The organism is Pseudomonas paraversuta (genome assembly GCF_904067025.1).
GTDB lineage: Bacteria > Pseudomonadota > Gammaproteobacteria > Pseudomonadales > Pseudomonadaceae > Aquipseudomonas > Aquipseudomonas paraversuta.
This window is the reverse complement of sequence record NZ_CAJFDA010000001.1, coordinates 3,473,222-3,497,878: the sequence shown is the minus strand read 5'-3', so window position 1 is coordinate 3,497,878 and position 24,657 is coordinate 3,473,222. Positions and strand designations below refer to the sequence as shown.

Annotated in this window: 18 protein-coding genes; 7 read left to right on the top strand and 11 right to left on the bottom strand. The window is 58.6% G+C overall.

What is annotated here, in order from left to right; genetic code table 11:
• Positions 1-911: 911 nt before the first annotated feature.
• Positions 912-1,259: a DUF6124 family protein gene (locus JQ848_RS15845; protein ID WP_003441410.1), complete on the bottom strand. Its 348-nt coding sequence runs from the start codon at positions 1,257-1,259 to the stop codon at positions 912-914.
• Between the two features lie 129 nt (positions 1,260-1,388).
• Between JQ848_RS15845 and JQ848_RS15840 the strand changes: the two genes are divergently transcribed.
• Positions 1,389-2,048 (top strand): LexA family protein, encoded by a 660-nt coding sequence (locus JQ848_RS15840; RefSeq protein ID WP_202210933.1) that lies wholly within the window; start codon positions 1,389-1,391, stop codon positions 2,046-2,048.
• A gap of 53 nt (positions 2,049-2,101) precedes the next feature.
• On the opposite strand, the gene JQ848_RS15835 is transcribed toward JQ848_RS15840, so the two are convergent.
• From JQ848_RS15835 to JQ848_RS15820, 4 genes are all read right to left on the bottom strand, one after another.
• Positions 2,102-4,042: an acetyl/propionyl/methylcrotonyl-CoA carboxylase subunit alpha gene (locus JQ848_RS15835; protein WP_202210932.1), complete on the bottom strand. Its 1,941-nt coding sequence runs from the start codon at positions 4,040-4,042 to the stop codon at positions 2,102-2,104.
• A complete protein-coding gene (locus tag JQ848_RS15830) occupies positions 4,039-4,857 on the bottom strand; it encodes a gamma-carboxygeranoyl-CoA hydratase (RefSeq protein ID WP_003441413.1) in 819 nt (272 codons plus the stop codon). Before JQ848_RS15830 ends, JQ848_RS15835 begins: the two co-directional genes overlap by 4 nt.
• A gap of 61 nt (positions 4,858-4,918) precedes the next feature.
• Positions 4,919-6,526: a carboxyl transferase domain-containing protein gene (locus JQ848_RS15825; RefSeq protein ID WP_160628221.1), complete on the bottom strand. Its 1,608-nt coding sequence runs from the start codon at positions 6,524-6,526 to the stop codon at positions 4,919-4,921.
• Positions 6,527-6,535: 9 nt separating this feature from the next.
• Positions 6,536-7,699 carry an isovaleryl-CoA dehydrogenase gene (locus tag JQ848_RS15820; RefSeq protein ID WP_003441416.1) on the bottom strand — a complete coding sequence of 388 codons (1,164 nt, stop codon included), beginning with the start codon at positions 7,697-7,699 and terminating at the stop codon, positions 6,536-6,538.
• Between the two features lie 206 nt (positions 7,700-7,905).
• Here JQ848_RS15820 and JQ848_RS15815 point away from each other — a divergent pair, with 206 nt between their 5' ends.
• Positions 7,906-9,588, top strand: coding sequence for an AMP-binding protein (locus JQ848_RS15815; protein WP_202210931.1), 1,683 nt, complete (start codon positions 7,906-7,908; stop codon positions 9,586-9,588).
• A gap of 669 nt (positions 9,589-10,257) precedes the next feature.
• Here the strand turns inward: JQ848_RS15815 and JQ848_RS15810 are convergent.
• Genes JQ848_RS15810 through JQ848_RS15800 form a run of 3 tightly spaced genes read right to left on the bottom strand, consistent with a single transcriptional unit; the run spans position 10,258 to position 12,592 of the window.
• Positions 10,258-11,157, bottom strand: coding sequence for a hydroxymethylglutaryl-CoA lyase (locus JQ848_RS15810; protein ID WP_003441418.1), 900 nt, complete (start codon positions 11,155-11,157; stop codon positions 10,258-10,260).
• A gap of 44 nt (positions 11,158-11,201) precedes the next feature.
• Positions 11,202-11,600, bottom strand: coding sequence for a MerR family transcriptional regulator (locus JQ848_RS15805; protein ID WP_003441419.1), 399 nt, complete (start codon positions 11,598-11,600; stop codon positions 11,202-11,204).
• A 26-nt stretch (positions 11,601-11,626) separates the two neighbouring features.
• Positions 11,627-12,592 (bottom strand): LysR family transcriptional regulator, encoded by a 966-nt coding sequence (locus JQ848_RS15800; RefSeq protein ID WP_003441420.1) that lies wholly within the window; start codon positions 12,590-12,592, stop codon positions 11,627-11,629.
• A gap of 151 nt (positions 12,593-12,743) precedes the next feature.
• Here JQ848_RS15800 and JQ848_RS15795 point away from each other — a divergent pair, with 151 nt between their 5' ends.
• Positions 12,744-13,958, top strand: a complete 1,215-nt coding sequence (locus JQ848_RS15795; RefSeq protein ID WP_003441421.1) for an acyl-CoA dehydrogenase — start codon at positions 12,744-12,746, stop codon at positions 13,956-13,958.
• 53 nt (positions 13,959-14,011) lie between these two features.
• On the opposite strand, the gene JQ848_RS15790 is transcribed toward JQ848_RS15795, so the two are convergent.
• Both JQ848_RS15790 and xthA read right to left on the bottom strand, forming a co-directional pair.
• Entirely contained in the window at positions 14,012-15,319 is a 1,308-nt protein-coding gene (locus JQ848_RS15790; protein WP_003441422.1) for a substrate-binding domain-containing protein, read from the bottom strand.
• Between the two features lie 143 nt (positions 15,320-15,462).
• The gene (xthA, locus tag JQ848_RS15785) at positions 15,463-16,275 is read right to left on the bottom strand and encodes an exodeoxyribonuclease III (protein WP_003441423.1); all 813 of its coding nucleotides are present in this window, start codon (positions 16,273-16,275) and stop codon (positions 15,463-15,465) included.
• Between the two features lie 161 nt (positions 16,276-16,436).
• Between xthA and JQ848_RS15780 the strand changes: the two genes are divergently transcribed.
• The 3 genes from JQ848_RS15780 to JQ848_RS15770 all read left to right on the top strand — a co-directional run bounded on the left by JQ848_RS15780 (position 16,437) and on the right by JQ848_RS15770 (position 22,549).
• Complete coding sequence (locus tag JQ848_RS15780) at positions 16,437-17,087, top strand: GNAT family N-acetyltransferase (protein ID WP_003441424.1); 651 nt, start codon at positions 16,437-16,439, stop codon at positions 17,085-17,087.
• A gap of 63 nt (positions 17,088-17,150) precedes the next feature.
• On the top strand, positions 17,151-18,878 hold the full coding sequence (locus tag JQ848_RS15775) for an autotransporter assembly complex protein TamA (RefSeq protein WP_003441426.1): 1,728 nt from the start codon (positions 17,151-17,153) through the stop codon (positions 18,876-18,878).
• Positions 18,875-22,549 (top strand): translocation/assembly module TamB domain-containing protein, encoded by a 3,675-nt coding sequence (locus JQ848_RS15770; protein ID WP_003441428.1) that lies wholly within the window; start codon positions 18,875-18,877, stop codon positions 22,547-22,549. Before JQ848_RS15775 ends, JQ848_RS15770 begins: the two co-directional genes overlap by 4 nt.
• Positions 22,550-22,641: 92 nt before the next feature.
• Here JQ848_RS15770 and JQ848_RS15765 read toward each other — a convergent pair whose 3' ends face one another.
• Complete coding sequence (locus JQ848_RS15765) at positions 22,642-23,637, bottom strand: aldo/keto reductase (protein WP_202210930.1); 996 nt, start codon at positions 23,635-23,637, stop codon at positions 22,642-22,644.
• A 108-nt stretch (positions 23,638-23,745) separates the two neighbouring features.
• Between JQ848_RS15765 and JQ848_RS15760 the strand changes: the two genes are divergently transcribed.
• Positions 23,746-24,651 carry a LysR family transcriptional regulator gene (locus tag JQ848_RS15760; protein ID WP_161719528.1) on the top strand — a complete coding sequence of 302 codons (906 nt, stop codon included), beginning with the start codon at positions 23,746-23,748 and terminating at the stop codon, positions 24,649-24,651.
• The last annotated feature ends 6 nt before the right edge of the window (positions 24,652-24,657 follow it).

The following is a 24,657-nucleotide window of genomic DNA, read 5'->3' as shown; positions in this document are numbered from 1 at the left end:
GGCGCCGGGCCAATACGGAATTTTGGAGAACGGGAAGCGGGGAGAAGGGAGGGGGGGCGTCATCCTTGACGCAGCGCCACGATAGTGTATTTGCGAGTGATTCTCAAGTGCTAACTTGCCGTAACGGCCGTTGTTTCGGGACTTCAGGCTTCCGTTGGTCGATGTTCTTTTGCTATCATCCCCCGCATCGTAGCGGTCACCGAAAAAAACCGGCCGCACACCAGACTTCATTAGCCTGAAGCACGCAGAGCCAGATAACTGGCCGCAAAAAAAAAGACCCGGCCAGAAGCCGGGTCAAATAACCGTGATTAGCCTGATGAGGAGCTAATTCAAAAAACCGACCTAAGGTTCCTTGAATTATCGACTGATCTCGCGACCAGCTAAGTGCAATAATAATCATTCTTATTTGCAGGTCAAGCTGTTTTCCTCGCTTTGTCCTGGTTTCCCCGCTCATTCCCCGCTAGACCCCTCTATCTCAGGCCTTTAGGGCCAGAAATTTTTTACCCCAGCAGCAACACCGTGATGGTTTGACCTGGCCCATTGCAATACTTGGCAGTGCCTCCTGAACCTGTAGCTTGTACAACCAGTGATCGCTCTGCCGATGTCATCGCTCATCACCGTGAGCAGGCATACCGAAGGGGTGTGGCGGCGCGATGGGTTGCATGCGCCGGATCAGGTAATCAATGGGCGCGCAATTATTGATGTGTCCTGGGTGTACTGCAGGGGGGCGCCTTAACAAGTACGTCAGCCATTGCGTCAGATCTTACTGCGCGGCAAAACAGAAGCTACACGCCTGATCCCTTGATTGAGCGGCGTTGGCTCATGGGGCCGGTGCCGCCATTGTGAGTCGCGCCTCTGGCATACCGAAATTCCAGCCGGTCCAGCTGGACTGGCCAGGGTCTTTTGGTCTCTCAGCGCGCTGAGACTTGTTGCACGTCCAGTGCTTTGTCCAACAGCATCTTGGCCGATTCGACGCAGTGCGCCACGCTCAGGAACAGGTCGCGATGAGAGCCTTGCTGGCTTTCAGCTGCGCCCTGGGCGGTAGCGATTGCACAGCGCAGAAAATCTGATGCATTGACCAGCGCTTCTTCCTGGCTCAGATCGCTGCGTACGATGAACAGTTTTTTCTCGAAATAGTGCTGAGAAACAGCCGGTTTCAAATAATAGTCGAGTGCACGCTGGGTTGCGGCACTGTCCTTGAAGGTTTCGAGCTCGATTTCAATCTCGGTTTCCGGGGTTATTTTTGTTATGGGAGTCATGATTTACCTGCGCTCTAAGATTAATCGAATCAGCCATTAGCAGATTAGTACATAAGGTATTTGTATTATTGGTATAAATAATACAGAATGTGTATTGTTGCCTCGAGTTCAATCCGTATTGTTCGGCTGATGGATAAATGGATCGCTTTAGTCAGAACCAAATTGCGCGAGCTCAAGCTCACGCAGGAAAAACTAGCCGAACGCGTCGGGGCTTCCCAGGGCGGTGTCGGTCATTGGCTCAATAAACGCCGTCAACCCGACTTGCCGACAATGAACAAAGTGCTGCACGCCCTGGGGCTGGAGCATCTGGAAATTGCCCTGGTCATCCGCGAGCGCAGCGCTGCAGCGGATGAGTCTGCTGCTAACGAATGCTCCTACGACATCACTTCTGCTTTTCGTTATCCGGTCAGTAATTGGGTGAGGGCGGGGCAGGTCAACGAGCAGGCCCGAGAGGCCGGCTACCAACCCGGCGAGGTGTTCGAGGTCAGCGATCATTACGCCAAAGGTGCTGCGTTCTGGTTGCAAGTACGGGGCGATGCCATGACCGCTCCGATAGGAATCAGCGTTGCACAAGGGATGATGATTCTGGTGGATCCCGATATTGATCCCGAACCGGGAAAAATGGTGATCGCACGCATTCCGGGCACTGAAGAGGCCACCTTCCGGCAGTTGATTGAAGAGAGCGGCCAGCGCTATCTCAAGCCGCTGAACCCGACCTATCCCAAGACAGTGTTTGATGAGCATTGCCGGGTTATCGGAGTGGTAGTGCAGGCCACTGCCAAGTTCTAGAAACAAAAAAAGGCGGCCCCCTGAAAAAGGGCCGCCTTTTTTGGCTGTTGCTTCTATGTCAGTTCAACCAGCACCGTACCTTCGCTGACCATTTCGCCTTCCTGACAAAACAGCGCTGTTACCACACCGTCGTGGGGCGCCCGCAGGCTGTGCTCCATTTTCATGGCCTCCAGCACCACCAATTGGGTACCGGCTTCGACAGTCTGTCCGGTTTCAACCAGGATGCGCACAATGCTGCCGTTCATGGGGGCACTCAAACCACCTGTCTGGGCATGACTGGCACCTGCCGCGGCAATCGGGTCATAGACCCTGACGCTATGCAACTCGCCGTCCCAGCGCAGGTAGAGCGTCTCTGCGCGGCGAATTGCCAGATGCTGGCGACGCACACCGTCCTGTTCAATCAGCAATTGCTCGTCGCGCAACACCGCTGACGGCGTGTGGAGGTTGACGACCTGCTGCTCGCCGTTGCAACTCAAGGCCAGCAGGGTCTGCGGGGGCAGGCCGTTGCGAAAGCCGTTGCGGATGGCCCAGGGCGAGGCTGGGTCATCTTCGCGCACCTGGGATGTCTGGCTCTGATGAAATGCTTCACCCGCGGCGGACCAAAATGCTGCAGGTAAAGGCTGGGTGGCTGGCAGTAATTGCTCCTGGTAACGGGGGATGAAGCCCGTATCCAGTTCGGCTGCAGCGAAGGCCGGATGAGCGATGATGCGGCGTAAAAAAGCCAGGTTGGTTTTCAAGCCGCCAATGGCGAACTCATCAAGCATTGCGAGCAGCCGCAGGCGCGCCTGTTCGCGGTCTTCGCCCCATGCAATCAACTTGCCCAGCATCGGATCGTAGAACGGTGAAATTTCGTCCCCTTCACTGACCCCGCTGTCGACCCGGCGCCCCGGCCCGGCGGCAGATTCGCGGTACACCTCGAGACGTCCTGTTTGCGGCAGAAAATCATTGCCCGGGTCTTCGGCATACAGGCGTACTTCAATCGCATGGCCGCGCAAAGGCACTTCAGACTGACTGATGGGGAGCGCCTCACCGCGGGCCACGCGGATTTGCCAGGCCACCAGATCCAGTCCGGTGATGGCTTCGGTTACCGGATGCTCCACTTGCAGGCGGGTGTTCATCTCCATGAAGAAGAACTCGCCCCGTGCATCCAGCAAAAACTCCACGGTGCCGGCGCCGACATAACCGATGGCCTGCGCCGCCCGTACCGCGGACTCGCCCATGGCCCGGCGTTGTTCAATACTGAGGCCCGGGGCTGGCGCTTCTTCAACCACCTTTTGATGACGGCGCTGAATCGAGCAGTCGCGCTCATTGAGGTACAGGCAGTTACCGTGGCGGTCGGCAAAAATCTGGATCTCCACGTGACGTGGCTTGAGTACATACTTTTCCACCAGCATGCGCGCATCGCCAAACGAGGACAGCGCTTCACGTTGCGCCGAGGCCAGGGCTTCGGCCAGTTCGCTGACGTCCTCGACTACTTTCATGCCTTTGCCGCCGCCACCGGCCGTGGCCTTGAGCAACACCGGATAACCGATGTGCTCAGCTGCGGCGCGGAAGGTTTCCAGATCCTGCGCTTCACCGTGGTAGCCCGGCACCAGCGGCACCCCGGCAATTTCCATCAACGCCTTGGCTGCCGATTTACTGCCCATGGCATCAATCGCCGCAGCCGGGGGGCCGAGAAAGATCAGTCCGGCGTCCTCGATGGCGCGTGCGAAACCGGCGTTTTCGGACAAGAATCCATAGCCCGGATGAATCGCTTGTGCCCCGCTGGCTTTAGCCGCAGCAATGATCTTGTCGATTTTCAGGTAGCTGTCAGCGGCCTTGCTGCCCCCAAGATCGACGCAGATATCAGCTTCGCGGCAGTGCCGTGCGTCACGGTCGGTGGAGCTGTGGACAGCTACGGTGGTCAGGCCCAAAGACTTGGCCGTGCGCATCACGCGGCAGGCAATTTCGCCCCGGTTGGCCACCAGTACAGACGTAATCTGAAGCGCGCTCATGGGCGTGGCTCCCGGGACGAGGTGTCGGTCTGCCAGCTTGGCGCACGTTTTTGCAGAAAGGCGCGCAAGCCTTCCTGGCCTTCGGGGCTGACCCGGATTCGGGCAATGGAGTTTTCGCAGTAGCGGCGAATGGCCGTAGTGGTGGCTCCATGGCTGACTTCGCGCAGCAGATCCTTGCACGAACGCATGGCCTGCGGGCTATTGAGCAGCAAGTTGTCGGTCCAGAGGGCGACTTGCCGTTCAAGCTCGGCGCCGGGATAACACTCAGAGAGCAGCCCCAGTTCACGGGCACGCTCACCGCTGAAGCGTTCCGCAGTCAGGGCATAACGGCGTGCAGCGCGCTCGCCGATGGCCTGTACCACGAACGGACTGATCACGGCCGGCGCCAGGCCGATTCGGACTTCGGACAGACAGAACTGCGCATCCTCGCTGCCGATGGCCATGTCGCAAGCACTGATCAGGCCCAGGGCACCGCCGTAGGCTGCGCCTTGCACCACCGCTATGGTCGGGATTTTCAGCTTGGCCAGGTTGTACATCAGTTCAGCCAGGTGCCGGGCGTCATCGAGGTTGGTGTGATAATCGAGCTCGGCTGACTGTTGCATCCAGGCAAGGTCGGCGCCGGCACTGAAATGCTTGCCCCGTCCGCGCAGCACCAGAAAGCGCAGGGCCGGATCGCCTTGCACGGTGTCCAGGGCGAGGATCAGTTCGCGGATCATCTCGGCATTGAAGGCATTGTTCTTTTGCTCGCGACTCAACCACAGGGTGGCAAAGCCCCGGGGGTCGTTGTGCAGTTCCAGGGTGTTGAAATCGATCATGTCCGTCAGTCCTTAAATGGATGTGGGCGCTGGCTCGCCAGCGTTGCAGGCACCGGGCGGGTTACATGCGAAACACACCAAAGCGCGTGGCTTCGATCGGAGCGTTCAACGCCGCCGACAAGCCCAGCGCCAATACATCACGGGTTTGCGCCGGGTCGATTACGCCGTCATCCCACAAGCGGGCGCTGGAGTAGTAGGGGTGGCCCTGATGCTCGTACTGGTCAAGGATCGGTTGCTTGATTGCGGCTTCTTCCTGGCTGGAAAATACCAAGCCGTTGCGTTCGGCCTGCTCGCGCTTGACTTGTACCAGTACCCCGGCGGCCTGTTCGGCGCCCATTACGCCGATCCGGGCGTTTGGCCACATCCACAGAAAGCGCGGGTCATAGGCCCGGCCACACATGCCGTAGTTACCGGCGCCAAAGCTGCCGCCGATGATCACGGTAAATTTGGGGACCTTGGCGCAGGCGACTGCAGTCACCAGTTTGGCGCCGTGTTTGGCGATGCCACCGGCTTCGTATTTTTGCCCGACCATAAAGCCGGTGATGTTTTGCAGAAAAATCAACGGAATACCGCGCTGGCATGCCAGCTCAATAAAGTGCGCGCCTTTTTGTGCCGCTTCGGCAAACAGGATGCCGTTGTTGGCCAGAATCGCCACCGGGTAACCGTGTAAATGGGCAAAGCCGCACACCAGGGTGGTGCCGAACAGGGCCTTGAACTCATCGAATACCGAGTCGTCCACCAGACGCGCGATCACTTCGCGTACGTCAAAGGGCTGCTTGGCGTCGGCAGGCACGATGCCATACAGCTCTTCGCAGCTGTACAGCGGTGCCAGCGGTAGCCGCTGTTGCAACTGGCCATGCTTGCGCCAATTGAGGTTGGCTACGCTGCGCCGCGCGAGGGCCAGGGCGTGCTCATCACTTTCGGCGTAATGGTCGGCCACTCCTGAAATTTTGCAGTGCACATCGGCACCGCCCAGGTCCTCGGCACTGACCACTTCGCCGGTGGCGGCTTTCACCAGCGGCGGGCCGGCCAGGAAAATCGTCGCCTGCTGGCGCACCATGATTGCTTCGTCAGCCATGGCCGGTACATACGCGCCACCCGCCGTGCAGGAGCCCATCACCACTGCGATTTGCGGGATGCCGGCCGCGCTCATATTGGCCTGATTGAAGAAGATCCGGCCGAAGTGTTCACGGTCCGGGAACACTTCATCCTGACGCGGCAGGTTGGCGCCGCCAGAGTCCACCAGATAGATGCACGGCAGGCGGTTTTGCTCGGCAATGGTCTGCGCCCGTAAGTGTTTTTTTACCGTTAGCGGGTAGTATGAGCCCCCTTTGACCGTGGCGTCGTTGGCCACAATCATGCATTCCACGCCTTCAACACGACCGATACCGGCGATTATTCCGGCCGCCGGGACGTCTTCGCCGTATACACCGTAAGCGGCCAGTTGACTGAGTTCGAGAAACGCAGAGCCGCTGTCCAGCAAGCGATCAATGCGCTCTCGGGGCAGGAGTTTGCCACGGGAGGTATGGCGCTCCTGGGCCTTGGCGCCGCCACCTTGCTGTACCTGGTTGAGCAGGGTGTGCAGGGCCTCAACCTGTTTGAGCATGGCGTCACGATTGGTCAGGAATTCGGCCGAACGCGGGTTGATTGTCGTGTGCAGAATGGACATGCGCGCTCCTTAGCGAGTTTCGTTAAACAGTTCGCGGCCAATCAGCATGCGACGGATCTCGCTGGTGCCCGCGCCGATTTCATACAGCTTGGCGTCGCGCAACAGGCGTCCGGCTGGGAATTCATTGATATAACCGTTGCCGCCCAGAATCTGGATCGCGTCGAGGGCCATTTGGGTGGCACGTTCAGCGCTGTACAAAATCACCCCGGCTGCATCCTTGCGCGTGGTTTCGCCACGTTCGCAGGCGGCCGCCACCGCATACAGATAAGCGCGGCTGGCATTGAGCTGGGTATACATGTCGGCGACTTTGCCCTGGATCAGCTGAAACTCGCCGATGCTCTGGCCAAACTGTTTGCGGTCGTGGATATAAGGCACCACCAGATCCATGCAGGCTTGCATGATCCCGGTGGGGCCACCCGAGAGCACCACACGTTCGTAGTCCAGGCCGCTCATCAGGACTTTCACCCCGGCGTTCAGAGGGCCCAGCAGGTTTTCCTGCGGGACTTGCACATCATCGAAAAACAGTTCGCCAGTGTTCGATCCGCGCATGCCGAGCTTGTCGAAATGCTTGCTGCGGCTGAAGCCTTTCCAGTCGCGTTCGACAATGAATGCACTGATGCCATGGGCATTTTTTTCGATATCGGTTTTGGCGTAGATCACGTAGGTATCGGCATCCGGGCCGTTGGTGATCCAGGTTTTACTGCCGTTCAGCACAAAGTGGTCGCCACGCTTGTCGGCACGCAGCTTCATCGAAACCACATCGGAGCCGGCGTTCGGCTCACTCATGGCCAGGGCTCCGACGTGTTCGCCGCTGATCAGTTTGGGCAGGTACTTGAGTTTCTGTGCGTGGCTGCCGTTGCGGTTGATCTGGTTGACGCAGAGGTTGGAGTGGGCGCCATAGGAGAGGGCGACCGAGGCTGAGCCGCGGCTGATTTCTTCCATTGCCACCACGTGGGCCAGATAGCTCAGCCCGGTACCGCCGTACTCTTCTGCAACAGTGATGCCCAGCAGGCCCATGTCACCGAACTTGCGCCACATGTCCGCCGGGAACAGGTTGTCCTTGTCGATCTGCGCCGCCCGTGGCGCCAGCTCTGCTGCAACGAAGGCCTGCACCTGATCGCGCAACATGTCGATGGTTTCGCCAAGGGCGAAGTTCAAAGTCGGATAGCTCATGGGGCACCTTGTACGTTGTTCTTATAGGGAGGCGTTTGCTGCGTCGCCATGGGTAAGCTTTACGTTAACGTAAGCCTGGCGTAGATAGCTGTCAATGACCTTTACGTTAACGTCAACTTGAGGCAGAGTCATTCTTGCTCTTCAATCGAGATGCCGCCTGCAGGCGGCGTACTCATGCTCCCAAAACAATCACAAGAGGAGTTTTCATGAAGTCACCATCTGTCCCCAGTTACAGCCAGGGTCCGCAGGACAAAGCGTTGCTGGCGATGACCATCGGTCAGGCGTTCGATCAAACGGCCGCCCGTTATGCCGGCAACGACGCGCTGGTGGTCTGCCATCAACAGCAGCGGTTCACCTGGGCTCAGCTGGCAGCAGCCGTTGACCTGCATGCCAGAGGGTTGCTGGCATTGGGCTTGCGGCCCGGAGACCGGCTGGGAGTATGGGCGCCGAACTGTGTTGAATGGTTCCTGTGCCAGTTCGCCAGCGCCAAAATCGGCGTGATTCTGGTCAACATCAACCCTGCCTACCGGCTGTCTGAACTGGAATATGTCCTTCAACAGTCAGCATGTCAGTGGCTGGTCTGTGCCGGCTCGTTCAAAACCTCCAACTATCACGCCATGCTCCAGGAGCTGATTCCAGCGCTCGCCGATTCGGCGGCAGGGCAGTTGGAGAGTGAAAGCTTTACCGCATTGCGCGGAGTCATCAGTCTCGATGCACAGCCACCTGCAGGCTTTTTACCCTGGTCGCTACTGAGCACGCTGGCCGCCGGGGTCAATGCCGAACAACTCGACAGGCGTCAGGCCAGTGTGCAGCCCGGTCAAGCGGTGAACATTCAGTACACCTCGGGCACCACGGGGTTTCCTAAAGGTGCCACCCTCAGCCATCACAACATCCTCAACAATGGCTATATGGTTGGCGAAAGCCTGGGCCTGACATCCAGTGACCGGCTGGTGATTCCGGTGCCGCTCTATCATTGTTTCGGCATGGTGATGGGCAACCTGGGGTGCGTGACCCATGGCACCACCATGATCTATCCCGGTGAAGCCTTTGACCCTGGCCTGACCCTGCAAGCCGTTGCCCAGGAGCGGGCAACGGCCCTGTACGGTGTACCCACCATGTTCATCGCCATGCTCGACCACCCGCAGCGCGCTGAATTTGACCTGTCGAGCCTGCGCACCGGGATCATGGCCGGAGCCACTTGCCCGATAGAGGTGATGCGCCGGGTCATCAGCGAGATGCACATGGGGGAAGTACAGATCGCCTATGGCATGACAGAAACCAGTCCGGTATCGATACAGACCGCGCCTGCGGATGATCTCGAGTTGCGCGTTACCACCGTAGGACGAACTCAGCCGCAACTGGAGAACAAGCTGATCGATGCCGAGGGCAATGTTGTGGTCCGGGGCGCGATCGGTGAGTTGTGTACCCGGGGCTATAGCGTGATGCTGGGCTACTGGAACAACCCGCAGGCCACCCGCGAGGCAATCGACAGCGAAGGCTGGATGCATACCGGTGATCTGGCGCAGATGGATGAGCAGGGCTATGTGCGCATCGTCGGGCGCAACAAGGACATGATTATTCGCGGGGGTGAAAACATTTACCCGCGGGAGCTGGAAGAGTTTTTTTTCACTCACCCGGCGGTGGCAGATGTACAGGTGGTGGGCATTCCCGATGCCAGGTACGGCGAAGAGATCGTCGCCTGGATCAAGTTTCATCCGGGTCACACAGCCAACGAGCTGGAACTGCAAACCTGGTGCAAGTCGCGCATCGCGCACTTCAAGACGCCGCGTTACTTCAAGTTTGTGGATGTGTTTCCGATGACGGTGACCGGCAAGATTCAGAAATTCAAAATGCGTGAAATCAGCATTCAGGAAATCGGCACACCTTAAGGCTTGCTCAAATCCCTGCGGGAGCGAGCTTGCCTCGCGACAGGATCAATACGGCGTAACTGCAACGGTTGCGCCAACCTCCCCATCGCGAAGCAAGCTCGCTTCTGCAGAAAAACGGGGATTACAGACAACACAAAGGGGAGCCGAGGCTCCCCTTTAATATGTCGTTGCGTGCTCTTTTTTTATTATTGAGGGGCGGTCTATTGTTGTTTTTGGAACCGTGGCCCTTTGTTGCTGTTTTGTGCGATCCCCATGCAGGATCAAGAGCAAACGTATTTTTTTGAGCGCTGATCCACTTTCATCACCGGCTATCAAACCTGTGATCCAACCTGTGCGGGTGCTACCTGAAGGTAGTTTTATTATTCTCTGCCCGGTTGCGAGGTGGCTTTTTGGCTCCTCGGAAAAGTAAACCTTCTCCAAAAAAATCTGTTAGCTGCGTCTCTGTCGTGTTGTTTTTGTTATGTCAGAGTCGTTTCGTATTGTTTTTATTATGTTGCTGCGATTTTTATTCTTGTTATGCCATAGAGATAGCAGGAGCCGTGCCAACTTTTTAAAATCCTTATAAATCAATGGCTTGAGATTTCAGGCAATAAAAAACCGGCCGCGGAGCAGGCCGGTTTGTTTCCGTGTTACTCGTTTGGGGGATGACGAGGTAACACTCAGCCACACTTATGCCCCTTGGCGCGCCCTTGCTACCCGGGAGCCGGTAACACGGTCCAGTACCTTGCAAATGTGTTCGCCGGCCAGCAGCAGTTTGTCCAGGTCGACCCCGGTCTCGATGCCCATGCCGTTGAGCATGTACAACACGTCTTCGGTGGCCACGTTGCCGCTGGCGCCCTTGGCATACGGGCAGCCGCCCAGCCCGGCGATCGAGCTGTCAAACACCGCGATGCCCTCTTGCAGGCTGGCGTAGATATTGACCAGCGCCTGGCCATAGGTGTCATGGAAATGCCCGGCGAGTTTTTCCCGCGGGACATGAGCGCTTACCGCCTCAATCATTGTCCGTGTCGCCGTCGGAGTGCCGGTACCGATGGTGTCACCCAGTGAAACCTCGTAACAGCCCATGGCATACAGCTCTTGTGCCACCGCTGCGACCTGTTGCGGTGCGATGTCGCCTTCGTAGGGGCAGCCGAGCACGCAGGACACGTAGCCGCGCACACTGATGCCATGTTGCCGGGCGGCCTCGATGATGGGGACAAAGCGGGCCAGGCTTTCGCTGACCGAACAGTTGATATTGCGTTGGGAGAACGCCTCGGACGCAGCGGCAAATACCGCAACCTCCTTCACACCCGCTGCCATGGCGTCTTCAAACCCGCGCATGTTGGGCGCCAGAGCGCCATAGACCACACCGGGCTTGCGCCGGATATGGGCAAAGACTTCGGCAGACCCGGCCATTTGCGGCACCCACTTGGGCGAGACAAAACTACCGGCCTCTATATAGCCAAGCCCGGCATCCGTCAGGGCGTCAACCAGTTGCACCTTGTCCGCCACGCTTATGGGGCGGGCTTCATTTTGCAGGCCGTCGCGCGGGCCGACTTCAATCAGACGCACATGGGTAGGGAGTGTCATGGGATTCACCGTATTTTTGTATGCGCCCTGGGGGAGCTTGGGCCTCAGGAGGCCGGCAGGTTTTTTATGGTTTGTTCGAGGGCCTGGATGCAACGCTCTTCAGCCGTATCGAGTTCAAGCTGCATCTGTTGAATGTCCAGCAATTGCTGTTCCAGTTGCTCACGGCGCTCGGCGATTTTGCCCAGCATGCTGTTCAATTGTTTTTGATTGCCGCTGCTGGGGTCGTAAAGCTCGATCAGCTCGCGGCATTCGGCCAGTGAAAAGCCGATGCGCTTGCCGCGCAAAATCAATTTCAGGCTGACTTTGTCCCGGGCTGAGTACACCCGTTCCTGGCCGCGTCGCTCGGGGGCGAGCAGGCCCTGTTCTTCGTAAAAGCGGATGGCCCGGGTGGTGATGTCGAGCTCGCGGGCAAGGTCGGAAATACTGTACGTCTGGCTGCTCATGGGCGGGCTCTTGAGAATTCATGCCCTTAAGCTAATGGCTGCTTGACGTTTACGTCAAGCAAGCTGGCGGCCCCGGCTTCATTTTCGCGGATGACTTGTTCCCGGCACACTTCAATCAGTTGCTCACGCATCCAGCGATTGGCCGGGTCTTGCTCGGTACTTTCATGCCAGTACAAATGGGTTTCGACGTTGGGCAGTTCGTTGAGGGGCAATTTGACAAAGTGCAGGGCATGACGCCGGGCAAAACGCTCGGGTACGGTCATTACCATGTCGGTTTGTTGCAACACATTGGAGGCCATCAGGTAGTGCTGCGAGCGCAGGGTGATCTTGCGCTGCAGGCCCATTTTGCCCAGCGCCAGGTCGACTTCCCCCAGGCCGTTGCGGCGGGTCGAGATATGGATATGGGTCAGTGCCAGATATTCATCCAGGTTGATCACGGGCTTGCTGGCTAATGGATGGCCCTGGCGCATGGCACAGACATAGCGGTCTTCCATTAATTTGACGTGACGTACCTGCGGGTCGGTGTTGAGCGGCGCATCCACGGCAAAATCCAGGCGCCCGGCAGCCAGGTCACTGGTGGTTTCACGTCGATGGGAAAGAAAACTTTCGATCACTACTGCCGGTGCCTGACGCCGCAAGCGCTGAAACAGCGGAGGCAAAATCACCGCCTCGGTCAGGTCGGTCATGCTGATCCGGAACGTTTTACTGGCTTGTAGCGGATTGAAAATACGACTTTCCTGGACGGATACACGTAACAGGGCCAGGGCACTGCGCACCGGGCTGATGATGTTCTGGGCCATGGGGGTCGGCACCATGCCCTGGGCCGTGCGCACGAACAGCGGGTCGTTAAAACTCTCGCGCAGACGTGCAAGGGCATTGGATACCGCCGGCTGGGTGATACCGATGATTTGCCCGGCGCGAGTCAGATTGGCTTCGGTGTAGATAGCGTCGAAGACGATAAACAGATTGAGATCGACCTTGTTCAGATTCATGGCCCGGGGCTCTTGTTCAGTTGTTGACTGCGGCGAATCATATATTGCTTATGAATGGTAATACACGCGGTAAATAGGCGGGGTAAATGGTAGGTGGCTGTTCTAGCATCGGGCATCACATTTCGTTATTCCCGGTAAAAGGTAGCCACCCATGGATTTCGCTTATTCCCCGAAAGTTCAGGCCCTGCGCGAGCGCGTGACAGCGTTTATGGACGCTCATGTGTATCCGGCGGAAGCGATTTTCGACCGGCAAGTGGCTGAAGGTGATCGCTGGCAGCCAACTGCTGTGATGGAAGAGTTGAAACGCAAGGCCAGGGCTGAAGGGCTGTGGAACCTGTTTTTGCCTGAATCGGACCTGGGCGCCGGGCTGACGAATCTGGAGTACGCACCGCTGGCTGAAATCATGGGCCGTTCGATGCTCGGTCCGGAGCCCTTCAACTGCTCGGCGCCGGATACCGGCAACATGGAAGTATTGGTGCGCTACGCCAGTGCGCAGCAAAAGCAGCAATGGCTTGAACCGCTGCTGCGTGGCGAGATCCGTTCGGCGTTTGCCATGACCGAGCCCGAGGTTGCTTCGTCCGATGCCACCAATATGGAAGCCCGTGCTGTAAGGGACGGCGATGAGTGGCTGATCAATGGCCGCAAATGGTGGACCTCGGGAGCCTGTGACCCGCGTTGCAAAATCTTGATTTTCATGGGGCTGAGCAATCCCGGGAACCCGCGCCATCAACAACATTCGATGATCCTGGTGCCCGTCGACACGCCGGGGGTGAAAATCGTACGGCCATTGCCGGTGTTCGGCTACGACGATGCACCCCACGGTCATGCCGAAGTCTTGTTCGATAATGTAAGGGTGCCGTACGAAAACGTCTTGCTGGGCGAAGGACGCGGTTTTGAGATTGCCCAAGGCCGCCTTGGCCCGGGGCGCATTCACCACTGCATGCGCTCAATTGGTATGGCCGAGCGGGCACTGGAGCTGATGTGCAAGCGCTCGCTGGCGCGCACGGCCTTTGGCAAACCGCTGGCGCGGCTGGGGGGCAATATCGACAAGATTGCCGACTCGCGCATGGAGATTGATATGGCCCGGCTGCTGACTCTGAAGGCGGCCTACATGATGGACGTGGCGGGCAATAAAGTTGCGAAAAGCGAGATAGCGCAGATCAAGGTCATTGCCCCCAACGTCGCACTGAAGGTGATTGACCGGGCCATTCAGCTCCATGGTGGCGCCGGGGTTTCGGCAGACTTCCCGCTGGCCTACATGTACGCGATGCAACGCACCCTGCGTCTGGCCGACGGGCCGGATGAAGTACACCGGGCTGCGGTGGGCAAGTTTGAACTGGACAAGTACGCTGCCCTGCAGCCCTGAGGCTTGTCTATTGCGGGAGCTGGTATGCCATCGCTGGCAAGCCAGCTGCCGGTTCAATAAACCCACACTTCAACCCGGCGATTCTTCAGGCGGCCTTCATCTTCGGTGTTGGCCGCCACTGGCATCTGCGCGCCGTAACCCCGGATCTCGCGCAGCACTACAGCGCTTTTAACCAGCTCGCGGCGTACCGCCATGGCTCTGAGTTTGGACAGCAGTTGCGCGCGTTCGGGGTCGTCTTTGGCATCGCCAAAACCCACCAGTGTCACCTGCCGGTCCAACTTGCCATTGGCCTTTAAATAGTCGACCACCCGCAGCAAGTCCTGACGTGCCTTGTTGTCCAGTGATGCACTGCCTTCCTCAAAACGGAAATTGACTGACAAACGCTGCGCCTGTGTGGTCAACGTCTGGTAGTCCCGGGGCATATGCGCGCCGGGAAGCACGCTGCTGGCCTGGACCCTTTGGGCGACAAAACCGTTTTGCGCAACGATGGCCTGGCCCTGGGCACTTTGGGTGAAGCTAATCAGTGCTCGGGCCCAGGGGTTGCTGCTGGTCGGTGGCAGGTAAAAGAACAGGCGTCGCGACAGCGGGTAATCTTCGCTGGCAATCAAACTGTTGAGCGGCAGCATCGGTTGGGACGACCCGTCCACGATGGCCAGGGTTTTGGCGCCACGGATGTAAGGCAGACCGATAAAACCTATGCCTTGGGGATCATGGCTGACGACATCTGACAGCTGCTCGCTGGACTCGAAGCGCTGCGCCGTCTTGCTTAACGGATGTTCGGTACGGCTCAGCACCAACTCTTTAAAGGTCTCCCAAGTGCCGGACTGGTTATCTCGGGCATATAAATGAATCGGGCCCGGGATACCGCCCAGAGCGTCCCATGTACTGATCTGGCCGCTGAATATCTGTGCCAGTTGCTCGGTATTCAATTGAGAAATCGGGTTGCCCGGGTGAAGGATAATGGCCAGTCCGTCGATGGCGATGACTTGCTCGGCGTCGGGGCTTTTCAGGTCGCCAAGGGCTTCGAGTTCCACCAGTTCCCGATCCTTGATCGGGCGCGAGGAGGCCACTAAATCCGCTTGCCCTGCCTTTAATGCAGTGAAACCGGTGCCGGAGCCGTGGGCTGCTACATCCACCCGGACCTGTTGCCCCAGCGCATTGGTGCCGACAATGCTGTGCTCGTTGGGAGGGGATGCAGGGACGTTGTGGACGTCGTGCAGACCTTGTTGTATCAGCATGGCCGTCACCAGTGCCGGTCCGAGATTGGCACCAATGGTGTTTGAACCCTGAATTCGCAAATCGGCGGCATGGGCCGGACTGGCTATCGCCCATAACAGGCATAGCAACATTAAGCGCAGCATCGACGGGCACCTTCCCCAGGGAAATGCCAGCAATTTAAGTCAGATGTGTTTCAGCCCGATGACACAGGTCCAGAGCCCGCTCCCGCAGGTTCTGTAATTTTCATCACATAACCCTGCAGGGGCGAGCTTGCTGCTGCACCCGTTCAGCTCAATTCCAGCCAGATCGGCGCATGGTCCGAAGGCTTTTCCATGGCGCGCAGGTCGTAGTCGACACCTGCAGCCTTGATCCGGGGCACCAGCCCCCGGGAGGCCAGGATGACGTCGATGCGCAGGCCGCGCTTGGGCTCGTCTTCGAAACCACGGCTGCGATAGTCGAACCAGCTGAAGCGATCAGTCACATCCGGGTACAGGTAGCGAAAGCTGTCCACCAGCCCCCAGCCCTTGAGGCGTTCCATCCACTCGCGCTCTTCGGGCAAAAAGCTGCACTTGCCGGTTTTCAGCCAGCGCTTGGCGTTGTCCGGGCCGATGCCGATATCACAGTCTTGCGGGGAAATATTGATGTCGCCCATCACGATCAATGGCTGCTCGTTGCTGAACTGGCTCTCGAGCAGTTGTTGCAGGTCGCTGTAAAAGCGTTGCTTGGCAGGGAATTTGGTCGGGTGATCGCGGTTTTCTCCCTGTGGGAAATAACCATTCATGATGGTTACCGGCTGGCCGTTTTCGTCAGCGAACGTGCCCCAGATAAAGCGCCGCTGGGCATCTTCTTCATCGCCGGCGAAGCCTTTGTGCAATTCAAGCGGTGCCTGGCGCGAGAGCAGGGCGACCCCGTAATGGCCTTTCTGCCCATGAAAGTGCACGTGATAGCCCAGTGCTTCGATATCGGCCAGGGGGAACTGATCGTCATGGACTTTTGTTTCTTGCAGGCCGATCACGTCGGGTTGGTGTTTTTCAATCAGCGCTGCCAGCTGATGCGGCCGGGCGCGCAGACCGTTGATGTTGAAAGAAACGATTTTCATGGGCGGGCAGTCCTGAGCAAAACTGCGATGTTAGCGGCCTGCGTGCAGTGCGGCAAATGCGCTGCTAACGTAGGAAGCACGTGGCCACGATTGAACTGTTGTGGTCCTCGGGGGCTCGTACTCACTAGAAGTGCCGCCATCCGCCAGGGAGATTGACCGTCATGACGCAAACGTCGAACGCCGCCAGCCAGATTCAAATGCTCGACAGCGGCTATTCCAGGGAAGCGCGTTCTCTGCTTTATCAGGCATACAGGCATGAACCGACGTTTCGCTACTTGTTTGAGGCGCAGCGCCGGGGCTATGAGCAACGGGTTCGGGCCACGGTTCGTGAGTTGGTAAAGCAGCATTTCCTGCAGGATCTGCCCGCGCTGGGATTGCTGGTCAATGACCGGCTGGTGGGCATTGCCCTGATTGCCCCGCCACAACGGCGGCTGGGCATTACGGAAAGCTGGGCGTGGCAGTTGCGCATGTTGCTGAGCACGGGGTTGCGCTGCACGCGGCGCTATCTTGACTATCATCAGGCGGTCCTGGCCTGCGTGCCCGGCGACGCGGTACACATGTTGCCACTGCTGGGCATCCATCCTGAACTTCAAGGCTTGCACTATGGCGAACAGTTGCTTGAGGCCGTGCACAACTGGTGTGCCGAGGACGAGCATTCCGAAGGCGTGGTGCTCGATACGGGCAACCCGCATTATCAGGATTTCTACAAACGTCAGGGGTATGTGGAGATCGGTGAAGTGGCGATCGGCCCGGTGGTTGAGCGCGTGTTTTTTCACGCCAATCCGCAGGTGTTACATACAGACATGGCTTAAAACCGAACTTCTGCGCGTTGGTGCGCTCTATGCGCACTCCTGCCCGTGATAGCATCCGCGCCTATGAAGTTTCCAGGAAGATTTACCAGTGGTCTTGTCCTGCTGATCAGCAGCTTCGCGGCATTTGCCCAAAGCGAGTTGGTGGTCAAGGTCAAGCCGGCAAACAATGCCCTCAAGGCCAATGTGGAAGGCTATATCGGCAGCCTCGGCGATCGCGACGAGGCGGCTTTGTTGCGCTTCAAGCGTGGCGCCCAGGAGCAAGCCCTGAAAGCCTCCCAGGCCCTGGGTTACTACCAACCCACCATTGATGTCGAGGTCAAACCCGGTGATCCGCCGCGTCTGGAGTTGAGTATCGATCCCGGTGAGCCGGTGCATCTGCGCAACGTCAACGTGCGTGTCGAAGGCCCGGCTGCCTCGCTCAAGGCCTTTCAAATCCCCGCCAGTGATGATCTCAAACCCGGCGCGGTGCTCAATCAGGGCAACTACGAACAAGCCAAACGGATGATTCTGAACCGTGCCCTGCGCTACGGTTTTTTCAACGGTAAATTCATCAAGCACGAACTGCTGGTCGATCCTAAAGGCGGGTTTGCCGATATCAATCTGGTCTACGAAAGCGGGCCGCGCTATGTGCTCGGCAAAGTCAGCTTTGCCGGTGATGCGCCCTTTGATCAAACCCTGCTGCAACGCATGGTGCCCTTTAAACCCGACACCCCTTATGACTCGGAGCTGATCGCCGAGCTCAACCAAAACCTGCAAAGCAGCGGCTATTTTGAGATTGTGCGCGTAGATGCCGCGCCAAGTACCGCTGTGGGGCAGGTGATTCCGGTCGACGTGGATCTGCAAACGCGCAAACCGCGCACCATGACCCTGGGTCTTGGTTATTCGACCGACACCGGCCCCCGGGGCAAAGCCAGCTGGACCCGGCACTGGGACAACCCGCGGGGCGACAGCTATGGCTTTGAGTCCGAGATTTCCCAGCCCAAGCAAAACGTCGGCGCCTGGTATGACATTCCGCTGGACCCGCCCCTGACGGACAAGCTGCGCCTGGCTGCGGGCTATCAGTACGAAGAAATTGCCAATACCGATACCTTGAGCAAGCTGCTGACGGTGGGGCCCGAGTGGCACAGCAAGCTGGATAACGGCTGGACGCGGATTGTTTCGCTCAAGTGGCAGCGCGAAGAATACCGTCTGGGCGATGACTCGGGTCTGAGTACCTTACTGATGCCGGGGGTGAGTTATTCGGTCCTGCGCAGTGATAACCGCATCGACCCGAGCCACGGTTACAGCATCAACACCGATGTGCAGGTGGCAAAAGAAGGCCTGATGTCGGATACCAACCTGCTGCACGGCGATATCAAGTTCAAGGCCCTGACCACCCTGTGGGACAAGCACCGCTTTTTGGGCCGTGTCCAGTTCGGTGGCAGCGCCACCAACGGCTACAAGTCGATTCCGCCGTCCTTGCGGTTCTTTGCCGGTGGCGATCAAAGCGTGCGTGGCTATGACTACCAGAGCCTGTCGCCAAAAAACTCGGACGGTGATCGCATCGGCGGGCGCTACATGCTGGCAGGGAGCCTCGAATATCAGTATCAGTTCGCTGAAAAATGGCGCTGGGCGGCCTTTGTCGATCAGGGCAATGCGTTCAACACCCTGGACTTCCCGAGCTTGAAAACCGGTGTTGGTGTCGGTATTCGCTGGATTTCGCCGGTAGGCCCTATACGTCTCGATCTGGCCCATGCGCTGGATGACGATGGCGGGGTTCGTTTGCACTTTTCGATGGGGCCTGAGCTGTGATTCGTGGTTTGAAAATAGTTGGCCTTGTGCTGTTGGCGTTGGTGCTGCTGGTGGTTGTCGGGCTGGGGGTGGTTCTTGGCACCCAGGCGGGCAGCCGCTGGGTGTTGGGGCAAGTGCCCGGTTTGCAGGTGGAAAACTTTGCCGGGCGCCTGGGCGGCCAGTGGAGTGCCGATTACTTATTGTGGGAACAAGGCAGCAGCCGTGTCGAAGTCAATCGGCCGATTTTTGCCTGGTCGCCGGGCTGCCTGACCCGCATGACGCTGTGTATCGACCAGTTGCAGGCCGACCGGGTCAGCCTGCAATTTCCGCCGGGTGACGACAGCAGCAGCGGCCCGGTCAGCTTGCCTGATCTCAAATTGCCGCTGGCGATCGAAGTCGGGGACGTGAAAGTCGGCAATGTACTGTTCAACGGTATCGAGCAGCTCAAGGGCATGCAGATGGCGGCGCAATGGACCGCCAAGGGACTGCGGATCGACTCGGTGCATGTCGAACGTGAAGACCTGAATGTAGAGATGTCCGGGCTGTTGCAGCCCAATGGCGACTGGCCGCTTGCCCTGCAAGGCAACATCAGCCTGCCTGCGCCGGATGGCAAACTATTGGCACTGGCGCTGAAGGTCGATGGCAATGTGCGCACCACGCTGAACCTGACAGCGGATACCAGCGGTTATCTCAATGCTCATATCGCGGGCGAGCTTCAACCCTTGGCCGACAACCTGCCGGCGCAGTTGAAGATCACATCGGAGCAGTTCAACCCCGGCTTCGACCTGCCGGACACCTTGCAAGTCGAACAGCTGGTGCTCAGCGCCAAAGGTGATTTGAAGGACGGTTACGAGCTGAACGGCAGCGCCACCTTGCCGGCTGAAAATACGCCGGTAAATCTGCTGCTCAAAGGGCGAGTGGATGCCAGGGGCGCACAGATCGCGGCACTGCAATTGACCTCCGGCCCCCAGCAACACTTGAAGCTCTCGGGGCAGGTGGACTGGCATCAGGGATTGAGCGCCGAGGCCAAGATCGACTGGCTGGAATTCCCCTGGCATAACCTTTACCCGGTCATCGCCAAACCTGATGTGGATCTTCGTACCTTTAGCGGCGAAGTCTCCTACCGCGACGGCAATTACCTGGGCAACTTCAAGGCCGACCTCGACGGGCCTGCAGGCAAGTTCAGCCTCAGCAGCCCGTTCAGTGGCGATCTGGGCAAAATCTTCCTGCCGGAGCTCAAGCTGGTTGCCGGGCAGGGCAAAGCCGAGGGCCACGTGAATGTCCAGTTTGCCGACGGGGTTGCCTGGGACACCGCGCTGGACTTGAGCGCCATCAACCCCGCGTACTGGGTTGCCGAATTGCCTGGCACGCTGGCGGGGCCCTTGCGTAGCGCCGGCGAGTTCAAGAACGAGCGCCTCAAGCTGGATGCCAATCTTGACCTCAAAGGCCGTCTGCGTGGCTTGCCCGCCATGCTTCAGGCCAAAGCCGCGGGTGAAGGCGAGGCCTGGACCGTCAGTGCGCTGGACATTCGTCTGGGGGATAACCGGATTAACGGCACCGCCAGTTTGCAGCAACAGATCAAGGCACAACTGGACCTCAATTTGCCGCGCCTGGGTCAGCTATGGCCTGAACTGCGCGGGCAACTTAAAGGGCAGGTCGACGTTGCCGGTACGCTCAAGGCGCCGCAAGGCAAGGTTGTGTTGAATGGCCAGCAATTGGCTTTTGCTGACAACCACCTGCAAAACCTGACCCTGAACGCCAGTCTCGATGGCAATCAGCGAGGCCGGATCGACCTCAAAGGCAGCGGAATTCAGGCCGGTGATACTCAGTTCGGTGTACTGACCGCTAACGGCAGCGGCGATATCAAGCGTCAACAGCTGAAACTGGCTTTGCAAGGGCCAACTCTGCAGCTGGGTATGGCACTGGACGGTGGCCTGGACAAAGACAACTGGCGTGGACGACTGGTCAGTGGTGACATCAAGGCTGGGGGCCAGGATTGGCAGCTGCAAAAACCGGCGCGTCTCGAGCGTCTGGCCGATGGCCGGGTCAACCTGGGGGCGCAATGCTGGATCTCCGGTCCTGCCAGCCTGTGCAGTGAAGATCAGCGTCTGGTGCCGGACCCGCAACTGCGGTTGCACCTCAAGCAGTTCCCCCTCGACAGTCTGGCGCAGTGGTTGCCCAAGGATTTCCAGTGGCAGGGTCAGCTCAACGCAGACCTGTTGCTGGACTTGCCTGCCAGCGGGCCGAAGGGCCAGGTTGTGGTGGATGCCAGCGGTGGCACTTTGCGTATCAAAGATAAGGGCCAGTGGCTGAACTTCCCGTATCAGACGTTCAAATTGACCAGCAACCTGACCCCTGACCGGGTCGACACGCGGTTCGATTTTGACGGTGGCAAGCTGGGGCAATTGATGCTCAGCGCACGGATCAATCCATTGCCGAAAAACAAGCCGATTACCGGTGAGTTCCGCCTGAGCGGGCTGGATGTTTCGGTCGTTCGTCCCTTTGTACCCATGGTTGAAAAGCTCACGGGGCAGTTGAATGGCTCGGGCACGATCGCGGGCGGTTTGCTGGCGCCGCACATCAACGGCAATGTGGCCCTGACCGGTGGTGAGGTGTCGGGCCCGCAACTGCCGACCAACTTCGAGAACCTGCAACTGACGGCCAATATCAACGGCGAAACCGCGCAGCTCAATGGTGGCTGGACCAGCGGCAAGCAGGGGCAGGGCAGCATCAGCGGCGATGTGGCCTGGGGCAAGGCCACGGCGGTCAATGTATTGGTCAAGGGCAATCATCTTCCGGTCACGGTTGAGCCATACGCCAAGCTAGAGGTTGCGCCGGACCTGAAAATTTCGCTTAACGCCAATAACACCCTGATGATTGCGGGCACGGTAAACGTACCCAAAGGTGAAATCGTGGTTCGCGAATTGCCGCCTTCGACGGTCAAGATTTCGGATGACACTGTGATTGTCGGGCAACAGGTGTCGGATGAGGCGCCCCCCATGGTGGTCGACATGGACATCAACGTGGTGGTTGGGCAAGAGCTGCTGACGTTTTCGGGCTTTGGCCTGAATGCCGATCTGGCGGGCCAGGTGCATATTGGCAACAACATGGACACCCGGGGTGAGTTGCGTCTGAACAATGGTCGCTACCGTGCTTATGGCCAGAGGCTGACCATTCGCCGGGCGCGTCTGCTGTTTGCAGGCCCTATCGATCAGCCGTATCTGGACATTGAAGCGGTTCGCCAGACTGACGACGTCATCGCCGGGATTCGCTTGACGGGCAGCGCGGAGCAGCCCACCACGCAAATCTTCTCGGAGCCGGCCATGAGTCAGGAGCAGGCCTTGTCGTACCTGGTTCTGGGGCGTCCGCTGACAGGTACTGGCGAAGATGACAACTTGCTCGCTCAGGCAGCTTTGGGCTTAGGGCTGATGGGCAGTTCGGGAATTACCACGGATCTGGCCAATCATTTGGGGATCAAGGATTTTGAGCTCGATACCGAAGGCAGTGGCAATGACACCGCAGTGGTGGCCAGTGGCAAGATCAACGAACGATTGAGTGTGCGCTACGGGGTTGGCGTATTTGAACCCGCCAGCACCATTGCCTTGCGCTACAAGCTCAGCAAACGGGTGTATGTGGAGGTTGCCAGCGGCGTCGCCAGTTCGCTGGATATCTTCTACAAACGGGATTTCTGAGGCTCTGGCTTGTTTGTGGGAGCTGGCAAGCCAGCTCCTGCAGCGTTTTCAAGGGGCGCCAGGTGCGGGTTATGTCCTGAGGAGTCGAGGACTCAGCGATTGAGCTGCTTCATCGACTCTTCTGCATACCGCTGTCCCGCCACGGCGCTGGCCGGGAAGATCGCTTCAAGTGCCGCCAGTTCGCTGGGGCTCAGTTTGACTTCCAGTGCGGCGACGTTCTGTTCCAGGTATTTACGCTGTTTGGTACCCGGAATCGGGATCAGGTAATCACCCTGGGCCAGTACCCAGGCCAGGGCCAATTGCCCGGCAGTCACGCCCTTGGCTGCGGCCAGGGCTTGCACTTGCTCGACCAGCAGCAGGTTTTTGGCAAAGTTGTCTCCCTGGAAACGCGGGCTGAGACGACGGTAATCGTCGGCAGCAAAGTCGTCCGGGGACTTCAGGGCTCCGGTCAAAAATCCCCGGCCCAGCGGGCTGTAGGGCACAAATGCAATGCCCAGACGCTGGCATGCCGCCAGGCAACCGTTGTCCTCGGGGTCACGGCTCCACAGTGAATACTCACTCTGCAGGGCACTGATCGGATGCACTTTGTGGGCGCGCTCCAGGGTCGCGACCGAGGCTTCACTCAGGCCCAGATAGCGGACCTTGCCGGCCTTTACCAGATCAGCCATGGCACCGACGGTTTCCTCAATCGCAACACTCGGGTCCATGCGGTGCTGGTAGTAAAGATCCAGGGTTTCGACGCCCAGACGCTTGAGGCTGCCTTCAATGGACTGGCGTATGTACTCGGGGCGTCCATTCACGCCTCGGGCCGCAGGGTTGGCCGGGTCTCGCACAATCCCGAATTTGCTGGCCAGAAAAACCTGATCGCGTTTGCCGCGAATTGCCTGGCCGATCAGTTCTTCATTGGTGTGCGGGCCGTACATGTCGGCGCTGTCGAGCAGGTTGATCCCCAGTTCCAGTGCGCGGTGCAAGGTGGCCACGGCTTCGCGGGTGTCGCTGCCGGTGGTGTAGAAATCGGTCATGCCCATGCAGCCCAGGCCAATAGCGCTGACCTGCGGCCCGTCTTTACCAAGTTGGCGAGTGTGCATGCGGGGTGCTCCTGAGTAGTGGAGGGACTATTGTTAACCCCGACACTGGCAAGATAAACCGGGTAAAAGCATTATGACTGTTCGTAAAATCTAAACAGTGGAAAGACCATGGACCGATTCAACGCCATGCTGGTCTTCACCCGGATCGTCGAGCTGGGTGGCTTTGCCAAGGCCGCAGACAGCCTGCAAATGCCCCGCGCCTCGGTCACGGTGCTGATCAAGCAACTGGAAACGCATTTGGGGGTGCAGTTGTTACATCGCACCACCCGTCAGGTCAGTCCCACCCTGGATGGCGCGGCCTATTACCAGCGCTGCGTCAGTTTGCTGGCCGATCTGGAAGAAGCCGAAGGGCTATTCAACAGCAGCCAGCCAAAAGGCAAGTTGCGGGTCGATATGCCAGCGGCCGTGGGGCGTCTGGTGGTGTTCCCGGCGTTGCCTGAGTTCACCCGCAGCTACCCGTTGATCGAGCTGGAAATCGGCCTCAGCGATCGTCCGGTAGACCTGATTCGTGAGGGTGTGGATTGCGTGATCCGCGGCGGGCTGACGATGGATGACTCGCTGGTGGCGCGCCCGCTGGTGATGATGGATCAGGTAACCTGCGCCAGCCCCGACTATCTGCAAGCCCGCGGTGTACCGCAAACCCTCGAGGATTTGAGCGGGCACCAGATGGTGGAGTATTTCTCCAGTGTGTCGGGCAAGCGCTACGGGCTGGAGTTTCAGGACGGTGAGCAGGTGCGCATGATCGACCTGCCCAGGAAAATTTCGGTCAACAGCGCAGAAGGGTATCTGGCAGCGTGCACGGCGGGATACGGTCTGGTTCAGGCGCCGCATTATCACGTGGCTCAACTGGTGCGCGAAGGGCGTTTGCAAGAGGTACTGAGCGACTGTTTACCGCCGCGTCTGGCGTTGACGGCGTTGTATCCGTCACATCGCCAGCTGTCTTCACGGGTACGGGTGTTTGTCGACTGGCTGGTGGATTTGTGCGCGCGGCCCGGTAGCGGCTTTCGACACTGACCCGAG